General features: G+C 59.2%; 6 protein-coding genes and 2 pseudogenes. 4 read left to right on the top strand and 4 right to left on the bottom strand.

Features of this window, described 5'->3' with window-relative positions; all coding sequences use genetic code 11:
• Positions 1-57: 57 nt before the first annotated feature.
• From IVB12_RS01335 to IVB12_RS01325, 3 genes and pseudogenes are all read right to left on the bottom strand, one after another.
• Positions 58-588, bottom strand: coding sequence for an ATP-binding protein (locus IVB12_RS01335; RefSeq protein WP_247294866.1), 531 nt, complete (start codon positions 586-588; stop codon positions 58-60).
• A gap of 11 nt (positions 589-599) precedes the next feature.
• Positions 600-2,110, bottom strand: a pseudogene (istA, locus tag IVB12_RS01330) (IS21 family transposase).
• Between the two features lie 1,446 nt (positions 2,111-3,556).
• Positions 3,557-3,966, bottom strand: a pseudogene (locus tag IVB12_RS01325) (IS3 family transposase); the annotation flags it as partial.
• A gap of 168 nt (positions 3,967-4,134) precedes the next feature.
• Between IVB12_RS01325 and IVB12_RS01320 the strand changes: the two are divergent.
• On the top strand, positions 4,135-4,299 hold the full coding sequence (locus tag IVB12_RS01320) for a hypothetical protein (RefSeq protein WP_247294864.1): 165 nt from the start codon (positions 4,135-4,137) through the stop codon (positions 4,297-4,299).
• 215 nt (positions 4,300-4,514) lie between these two features.
• Here the strand turns inward: IVB12_RS01320 and IVB12_RS01315 are convergent, their stop codons facing one another.
• The gene (locus IVB12_RS01315; protein WP_247294862.1) at positions 4,515-4,967 is read right to left on the bottom strand and encodes an Lrp/AsnC family transcriptional regulator; all 453 of its coding nucleotides are present in this window, start codon (positions 4,965-4,967) and stop codon (positions 4,515-4,517) included.
• A gap of 300 nt (positions 4,968-5,267) precedes the next feature.
• Here IVB12_RS01315 and IVB12_RS01310 point away from each other — a divergent pair, with 300 nt between their 5' ends.
• The 3 genes from IVB12_RS01310 (at position 5,268) to IVB12_RS01300 (ending at position 8,827) form a co-directional block, all read left to right on the top strand.
• Positions 5,268-5,948, top strand: a complete 681-nt coding sequence (locus IVB12_RS01310; protein ID WP_247294860.1) for a hypothetical protein — start codon at positions 5,268-5,270, stop codon at positions 5,946-5,948.
• 489 nt (positions 5,949-6,437) lie between these two features.
• On the top strand, positions 6,438-7,481 hold the full coding sequence (locus IVB12_RS01305; protein WP_247294857.1) for a GntG family PLP-dependent aldolase: 1,044 nt from the start codon (positions 6,438-6,440) through the stop codon (positions 7,479-7,481).
• A gap of 185 nt (positions 7,482-7,666) precedes the next feature.
• Positions 7,667-8,827, top strand: a complete 1,161-nt coding sequence (locus IVB12_RS01300; protein WP_247294854.1) for a Xaa-Pro peptidase family protein — start codon at positions 7,667-7,669, stop codon at positions 8,825-8,827.
• The last annotated feature ends 112 nt before the right edge of the window (positions 8,828-8,939 follow it).

Genomic DNA, 8,939 nt, shown 5'->3' with positions numbered 1-8,939 from the left:
AAACTTCATCGCGGACGGTCTCCCTTCTTTGTGGCTCCCTGGCGGCCACGCTTGGCACTATGATGCCGTTGAGGTGAGGCCGTCCACACCATCAAGGATCAGCAGATCGACACGGCCGAGCCCGCGCAATAGGCGCGGATGGCGGCCGTCGCTGCGCGCGAGAGCGAGATCATCGAACAGCCGCGGAACACGTTGATAGAGCACGGAGCGGTTGTCACGGCAGGCCTTGTGGCCGAGCGCCGAGGCGAGCCAGCTCTTGTCGAGGCCGGCCGGGCCGCAGATCAGCAGGTTGGCCGTCGTCGATCCAGCGTCCCTCGACAAGCTTGGCAAACAGTGGGCGGTCGAGGCCGCGCGGGGGCGGTAGTCAATGTCCTCGACGCACGCCTGCTGGCGCAGCTTGGCGTAGCGCAGGCGAGTGGGGAGCCGTTTGTCCTGCCGCAGCGAGGCTTCACGCTCGAGCAGCAGAGCAAGCCATTCGGCGTGACCGAGGCTGCCAGCCTCATCGGCGGCTTCAATGTCGGCGAAGGCCTCGGCCATGCAGTGGAGGCCGAGGGCGTTGAGGCGGTCGAGGGTCGGATGGGTGAGCAAGAGAGGGTCTCCTAATTATAGTAGCGCGGTCCGCGGATGTTGGCATGCAGGATCGGCGCGTCGTCCGCGGAGCGCTGGGGAGCGGAACGCCGATCGAGATTGTTGGCGAGGATCGACTTGACCGAGCCGTAGGTGCGCGCGCCGATGTCGATCGCCCGCGCAGCCGCGGAGTCCAGCCGTTCGCGCCCATAGGAGGCGGCAAGCCTGAGGATGCCGAGGCAGGCGCGGAAGTCTTGCTCGGGGTGCGAGCGCTCGTCGAGAATGAGGTCGCACAACGCGCTGGTCGCCGGCCCGATCGCGGCAGCGTCCTGGCGGATACGCGCGATGGTCCAGCCGGCGTAACGCCGATGACTGGAGGCCATGTGCTTCGGCACGGTGGTGTGTTTGTGATTGCCGCTCATGCGCTGATGCGCAGCAATCCGCTCGCCCCTGTGGAAGATCTCGACGGTGCGGGTGGTGAACCGCACCTCGACCTCGGCACGCGCGAAGCGATGCGGGATGCTGTAGTAATGCTTCTCCAGCTCGACGTGATAATCGAGGCTGACGCGGCGGATCCACCAATTCGCATAGACGTAGGGCAACGGCAACAGCTTGAGCGCCGGCCGGTCGACCTCCTCGAGCAGCCGGCGGCGCGTTACGCCGAGCCGCCGGATCGGCCGTTCCTCGTTGAGCCTGGTGAGAAACTCGCCGATCGCTGCGTTGACCTCAGCGAGGCTGTAGAAGACGCGATGACGCACGCGGCCGAGCAGCCAGCGCTCGACGATGAGGAAAGCCTGCTCCACTTTGGCGTTGTCGCGCGGCTTGCGCGGTCGCGCCGACAAGACGGCCGCGCCGTGATGCGCCGCCATCTCCGCATAGGTGCTATTGATCTGCGGGTCGTAGAGGCTCGCCTTAATGACCGCGACGTTGGTATTGTCAGGCACCAAGAGGGCCGGCACGCCGTCGATCGCCGCCAAGGTGCCGACGTGGGCGCTGATCCAGCCAGCAAGCCCCTGCGTCCAGGTCGCCTGCGCATAGGTGAAGTTCGAGGCGCCGAGTACCGCGACGAAGACCTGCGCCGTCCTCCGCTCGCCGGTGAGGCCGTCGACCACCACCAGCACGCCGTCGCCCGCGTAGTCGACGAACAATTTGTCGCCGACCGCGTGCGACTGGCGCATCGTCCGGCAGGCGCCCCTCCCAGGCGCGGTAGAGCTCGCAGAACCGCGAGTACCGGTATCCGCCGGGCTCCGCGGAGGATCGACAGCGTCACGTGCTTGCGCTTGAGCTCGCGGTGCACCGCCGCCCAGTCGGGCTCGACCGTGCGCCGATGCCCGTGCCGACTGCCGTGACCGGTCTTGGCGAACAGCCGCGATTCCAGGACCGCGTCGGTCAGATCGTCCGGCAACGGCCAGGTCAGGCCCGTAGCCTCAAACCGTCGGATCATCAGCCGCACCGTCGAGGGCACCGCGCGCACCCGTCGCGCAATCTCCCGGCTCGGCAGCCCGGCCGCCTTCATCCTGATCACATCGCGCACACGGCGCATCGCAAGCCTCTCCGTCAGCATCCAGGGTCCCCCTTCGCAAAGCCGAAAGGGTTGACCCTATGGGAGCCAGAAGAGGCCTCGTCACCCGGGCGACTTCAAATCGGAATGGTGGGCGAGATCATCTCGGAATGCTGGGCGACATCGAGCGGAATCCGCAGCTATGCGGCTCGTTTCCTCGAAACATCACCCAGAGTCTCCCCTGGGCGACCCGCCAGCCCTCCTCCCCGCCTTGACTATGAATCCCGCGTCGCCTGTTTGGGAATCTCTTGCGATTCAATTCGATCTCAACACGATCGAATGGATGCGACTTAGGTTCGTTATCGCGCCGCTATCCATCTGACGAGCGCGCCTTTCTCAACTCTCGAGGCCGAGAAGTACTCACCACACTAGGTAGGTATCGATCCACTGATGATGCTGTATTGTAGACGAGGAGGATCGCATTCAATCAAACACGCTGATACGACAAGACGAGGTGCGGAATGGAAACACCAGCTAATCCTCTGAGTTGCAGAGCACACGTGTTGAAGTTCATTGAAGAACCCGCGTCGTTAGCGAGAGTGAACTCCAAGTCAACAATATCACCCCTTATCATGTCACAAAGACTTATCGCGAACAGATCATCAAAAGCGGGCCGGACGCATTGTTAGTTTATCCCTGATCTCGATGGAGATTTTGGCCCTCAGCATCCGCGTCAACACAGTCTGCCCCGACTACATCGATACGCTTTGGTACACCAAGGGGGTGCGGTGAGGTCCGAGCCAAGCAGGTGCGGGACGCGGTGGCTGCGAAGTTGCCGCTAAAGGTGGTCTCGACTGCCGAGGATATCGCGCAACTCGTGTGTTCTTGGCGAGCCCCATGTCGGGCAATGTGACCGGCGAGTGCGTGCGCATCGATGCCGGCATGCATTTGACCTCGTGAGAGGCTAAACCATCATCGGGCGGGAAGTCGCCGATCACGGCTGTCGATTTCAGACGCTTCTACCGTGCGGATGCCATGATGAAGCCGGCGCTCTGATTTGCACAATGAGAATCGCATACGCGACGACTTGGCGGCTACGGGAGCTCTAGGTCACGGAGCCGATCAGGCGGCCCGGTTTTGCTGGATCGGAATAACCTCGATGCGGTCGGTAAATCTGATACCGGAGATGATCTTAGACAACTGATTTGTGCCTTTAAACCGACACAGATTCTTGAGGCTACATCGATGCGCTTGAACGCCATCAGCGTGGCGGTCTGTCGCGATAAACGATACCTTGGTCCGAACCGTCCTGTGTCGCACGTGGCGAACACGCTTTCGACTTCTTGGCTTCGCAAGCGGACCGAGTGCTCCGAGGGAAAGTCATAGAGTGCCAGCAGATCCTCGCGATCCACGCTGGCGCGGCTGCTGTGAGAGGATGCGGAAGCGGCGGCCGTCGGTGAGGTGATCCGAGACGCAGTCGAGTGGCTAGCGGTCGTTCGGCATTATCGGCACTGTCACGGGCGCTCAGGTCCCAATCGCCCGCTTGCGGCCGCCACGCGGACGAACCGCGAGAAGAGCTTCTTGTGGTTCATCAGATAGCCCTTGCGCTTGAGCAGAACATGCAGGCGCCGATGGCCAAAGCGACTGTGCTCTTTGGGCGATCGCTCTCATGCATTGGCGCAGGGCGGCGTCATCTGCCCGGAACGTCTGGCATTTGATGGCCATGCGGCAACAGCCGATCGCTTTAAACGCGCGCCGTCCGCTCATCCCGTGGGCATCCACGAGATGCGCGACAGCTTTCAGCTTCTCCGCCAGCGTCACCACTTCTATCCCAACAAGTCCTTCAGCGCTGCACTGTCCGGCATGGCATCCAACTTCTTCAGCCGGGTGTTCTCCTCGCGCTCGCCTCAAAATCCCGATGATTACTCTTCCGAAAAAGCGGCTGCGCTTAATTCTCTGGTCCTTCTTGGCAGACCGAACTTCATCCTGGATTGAGCCTGAGGGGCATGGTCACTGCGCTATGACCAGATCAATGCGCCGCGGTTCATCGAGGGGTGGATCGATGCGTGAGCTTCCACATCCTATTCGAGAAGGTTCTTCTGCCGACCCTTCAGCCCGGTAACGTCGGCGTTTTAGTTAATCTGGGTAGCCATAGGAACAAAGTTGTTGGCCAGCTCATCCGCTTGGCCGGTGCCAACCTCTTCTTCCGGCCAATTATGCGCCAGACCTGAACCCAATCGAACAGGTCTTTGGCAAGCTTAAGCACCTGCTCCGAGAAGCTGCCGCGCGAACCGTCGAGGCCATATGCGCTGCATCGGCTACGCACTCGATGCCTTTACCTCAGAGGAATGCGTCAACTACTCAAAAATTCAGGCCTCTCGAACCTGATGTCATCACACTTTAGGTAACATCATTCTGGACTGAGAATCCGACACACTCTCCAAAATTACACTGGGATCCGCGGCTCGAACTTGACACGATCAAGCGTGATCATGCTGTGAAATTTCCGCACGTTCGGGTTCGTATATAGTTTTGTCTTGATGAAGACGTCAAAAGCGTCGACATCCTCGACAGCCACGACGAGGACGAAATCGGCTTCCCCCGTAACCATATAGCACTGAGTGACTTCTTCGGCCGCGCGCATCCTGCGCTTGAAATCGTCGACAAGGTCAAGACGCTCCCGGTCGAGCTGAACTGTGACGACAACAGTAAGTGATTTGTTCAAAGCCCTCGGATCCACCAAGGAGATGTCTGCAACGATCACGCCAGCGGAACGTAATTTGTTCAGTCTACGCATGCACGAAGCAGCTGAGGAACCAACGACTGTTGCGAGTTCGGCAAAGGAGAGCCGGTTATTCTTCTGAAGTGCCGCGAGAAGCCTTCGATCTAAGTCATCCATGGACGGAGCTCAGCCCTCCCTCGGAATGTTCTCTCGCACGTCTAGCGGCCCGTATTTCAGATCCTCCCCCAATTGAAATAGAAAGCGCTCATTACGGCCGGACCTTGGTCATTCGCGAGCTTCTGGTCAGATAAACCAGCCGAGGAAATGTATCTAAAAGACTCACCTCCTGCAATCTACGTTTCAACGGCCCTTGTGATTTGGCGCAAACTTGTAGGCAACGTGGGTTATTCTTTCGCAATCTGCCAAGAGGCTCTCCACGCTCTCCTACCATCCCCGCTACGCTCTCCCGGAGTCCCAATGCCATCGCAGACCCCTCGTCCTCTCGGAATTCTGAGCCTCGAACGGGGGCGGGCGGCGAGCGACACGCCGCCGCCGTCCCCGCCCGGTGGCCTGCTTAATCCAGCTACGTTCGAGTTCCCGGTCATTTCGGAGACTATTGCAGGCGCTTGGGCGGAGGTCGTGGTCCGCGGTGATCCGGCCCTTGACGTCGAGCGAGGCGCCGTGGCGATCACCTCGAACTGTGGCTTTTCGATCAGGCATCAGGCGGCGGTGGCCAAAGCGCTAAAGGTGCCGGTAGCCCTGTCGAGCTTGCTCCTACTCCCGACTTTGCTCCGCCAACTACCGAAGTCGGCCAAAATTGCCATCCTGAGCTACGATTCGACGCAATGTGGTCGAGATCTGCTCCCGCTCGTTGATCCAGTCGAGCAAGCGAAAGTTGTGATCGGCGGCCTCGAAGGCAGCAAATTCTGGATTGACGAGCAGAAGCATCCGGCACCACCCGTCGACGTGGCCGCTATTGAGACCGACGTCGCCTTGTGCGTTGCGCGACTCCGCTCCGAGTATCCGGATATCACAGCAATTCTGTTTGGATGCACAGCATTCCCGATGGTGGCGCCGGCACTGCGTCGTATCACTAAGCTGCCCATTTACGACATTACGGACCTCTGCCGCCTAATAATGGCTTCTGTTGGCTCATGAAAATGCGATGGTTTCGGTATGCTGCTTGTAATACGCAAACGCAAGTCGTGCTATTTTGTCGGCGTAGATTGCAGCGCCGAAAGCAAGCTGCCGGAGGTTTCTCGACATTTGTCAATTCATCGGACCCGATCTCTACTCCATCGCGAGCGATGTGTTCGAACCTCGGTTTCCAAAAGTGTGAACCCGCAGCTGGAATTCGCCAAATCGTGACGCCGTCCGAAGAAGGAGGTTCCAAGCTATGGCTTTGATAGGCCTACATTTCGAGGGCGACAATCTCGTGTCCAAATTCGACGTTCAAGCGGGCTTTCGAAGTACTCTAGAGGGTAGGAAAGTGCGCGGAAAACAGTCGCGCGATGCGGATATCAAGGATAAAGCACGGCGGCCGAGAGAAGGTCGCCCCCTTCGCTCTTTGTGGATCCGGCAAGCGGGCGGCGGCATCAGACCGTGGTGCAAGCGCCGCATCGCCAACGCCATCATTTGGAGGGACTAATGATTGATCTACTGAGCGACACCGTCACCGTTCCCACCGAAGAAATGCGGCTGGCGATGTTCAATGCGGAAGTAGGAGATGCCGGTTACGGTGAAGACCCAACGGTCAATCAGTTGGAAGCGTTAGCAGCGAAGATGCTCGGCAAGGAAGACGCTGCCTTTGTGTCGAGCGGTTGTCAGGGAAACCTTACAGCGTTGCTCTCACATTGTCCTCGCGGTCATGAAGTGATCCTTGGCGATCGCTCTGATTTATACGACTTTGAGGCCGGAAGCGTTTCGGCGATAGGCGGTCTGGTCCTACATCCGATCCTGACGGAACTCGACGGCCGGCTGTCGCTCGATAATCTGCGCTCTGCCATCCGCGATAAGCACGATTACCAATGTGCGCCCCCGGGGGTCATCGTGCTGGAAAATACGCATTGCCAGAGCGGCGGGCGCGTTCTGCCTGCCTCCTATATCAAGGAGGTACACGCGTTTGCTGATGAGCATGATCTGCCGCTGCATCTGGACGGCGCCCGCGTGTTCAACGCGGCGATCGCCTCAAGGAGGACGCCGGCGGAAGTGGCCGCGGACTTTGACTCGGTCATGTTTAGCCTCACTAAAGGACTAGCTGCACCATTCGGGTCGATTGTGTGCGGAAGCCGACCCTTCATCGAGCGGGTCAAACGCTACAGAAAGCTTTTGGGAGGCGGCCTTCGCCAAGCCGGCATCATGGCTAGCGCAGGTATTGTCGCGCTTCAAACCATGGTTGAGCGGCTGAGCGAGGACCATCGGCGCGCGCGACTGCTCGCGGAGAGGATCCGCGCTATTCCTGGCGTCCACCTGGAGCCTTCGGTCATCGAGACGAACATGGTATTTTTCCGCTTTGAACGAGACGGCCTCTCGACCGCGGAATTCCTGTCCGCGCTGTCGCAGCGGGGAGCGCGCATGGGAACGCTCAGCGAGGGCGTTGTTCGCGCAGTCCTCCACTACCTCATCAGCGATGATGATCTGGAAGCGATAGCAAGCGCTGTTCAATCGGTTGTTCAGACCAAACCACTATGATCGAGTAAGGACATTATCGGGCGACTGCTAAACCAAGTCGGTGGCTCAAGGTTTCTTCTCGTCGGGCTTCCGAGAATTGCTCCGTTCCCACGGAGCCGACAAAGCGCGGGGATACTGCGAATCTATCTCGAGATCTCCGATGCTAACGCAAGAGCATCTTTAGGACCAACGATGGAAGGTGACATATGGCCACAGAATTTCCGCCGATTCCGCTTACCGGCGTCCCGTTTCCGAAAGCAGAGTATGAGCGCAGGCAGAAGAAAGTGCTTAACGCGATGGAGCGCGTAGGCCTCGATGCGCTTTTGGTTACGGCCCATGGTCATCTGCGCTATCTCACCGGATATCACGGATTTGGTGGGTACTTCGCACCTTTCCCATTGATCCTCGTGCAAGGCCAAAAGCCGACATACGTCGTCCGAGAGTACGAAATGCAAGTCGTTCGCGCGGAAAGCTGCATCGATGAAATCATCGCTTATACGCAACAGCACGACTTTGCTAAGGTATGCGCGGATGTCCTTCGCCGGTACGGACTGCAGAAGCGTACAGTAGGACTAGAACTTGGGTGCTGGAATCTTGCGCCGGCCGACGTAAGTGCACTCCAGGCGCAACTTCCCGAGCTAAGGATTTCCGATGCGACTCGAGTGATTGCATCGGTCGCGGCGGTAAAGAGTGAACTCGAACTTGAGGCCATGCGTGATGCAATGACGTCGACTGATCTAGCCATCTGCGCGTTTCAGCAATCTCTGCGGGAGGGCGTGACCGAATTGGAAGCGGCCGACACTATTGAACGGGAAGTCAAAAAGGCGGGTGGCGAGCTTTGGCGCTGGTATTCTCTATCGTTTGGAGATCGGACCAAGCTGCCGCACGGCCCCCCAGCGCATTATGCGATCAGAAATAACGAGCCCGCTATCATAGAAATCGGCGGCGCTAAGTGGGGCTACGCCGCAGGGTTGGTACGAAGCGCTGTACTCGGTCGACATCCTGAGATCGAATCTCTGCACGACTTGGCCGTCGCTGCCCTTGAAGCCGCGATTGCTGCGATCAAGCCGGGTGTAGCGGCGGGGGAGGTCGACGCGGCCGCGCGTAGCGTCATCACCAGGTCCGGACGCCAGCAGGTCTTTCGCCACCGGACCGGATATCAAAATGGTATCCATTGGGCGGAACGCGGTAATCTGAGCTTGGAGCCAACAGCTGCTGACCTCCTTGAGGCCAATATGACGCTGCATATGCCCATAGTCTTGTTTGCCGAAAGCGGTCACTTAGTCGGATGCAGCGAGAGCGTGTTGGTGACCGAACGTGGCGCCGAAGTACTCAGCCGTAGGCCACACACACTATATCGCGCTTGATCGGCAAGTTGGGAAAAGAATGCGCACCGTTGAAAGCTTCCGGCATCTGCAGCGCGAGGCAACCGCTTGGCGCCGCTATCTCCACGAAAATCCCGAACTCGATTTTCGGGTC

This window comes from Bradyrhizobium sp. 179 (genome assembly GCF_023073535.1).
Taxonomy (GTDB): domain Bacteria; phylum Pseudomonadota; class Alphaproteobacteria; order Rhizobiales; family Xanthobacteraceae; genus Bradyrhizobium.
Note: the sequence above shows the minus strand (reverse complement) of the source record. Positions and strands in the feature narration are given on the sequence as shown.

Excerpts from the sequence above, each read along its gene's own strand:
- IVB12_RS01315 (WP_247294862.1), bottom strand. The coding sequence starts at position 4,967 with ATGGATGACTTAGATCGAAGGCTTCTCGCGGCACTTCAGAAGAATAAC.
- IVB12_RS01310 (WP_247294860.1), top strand. The coding sequence starts at position 5,268 with ATGCCATCGCAGACCCCTCGTCCTCTCGGAATTCTGAGCCTCGAACGG.
- IVB12_RS01305 (WP_247294857.1), top strand. The coding sequence starts at position 6,438 with ATGATTGATCTACTGAGCGACACCGTCACCGTTCCCACCGAAGAAATG.
- IVB12_RS01300 (WP_247294854.1), top strand. The coding sequence starts at position 7,667 with ATGGCCACAGAATTTCCGCCGATTCCGCTTACCGGCGTCCCGTTTCCG.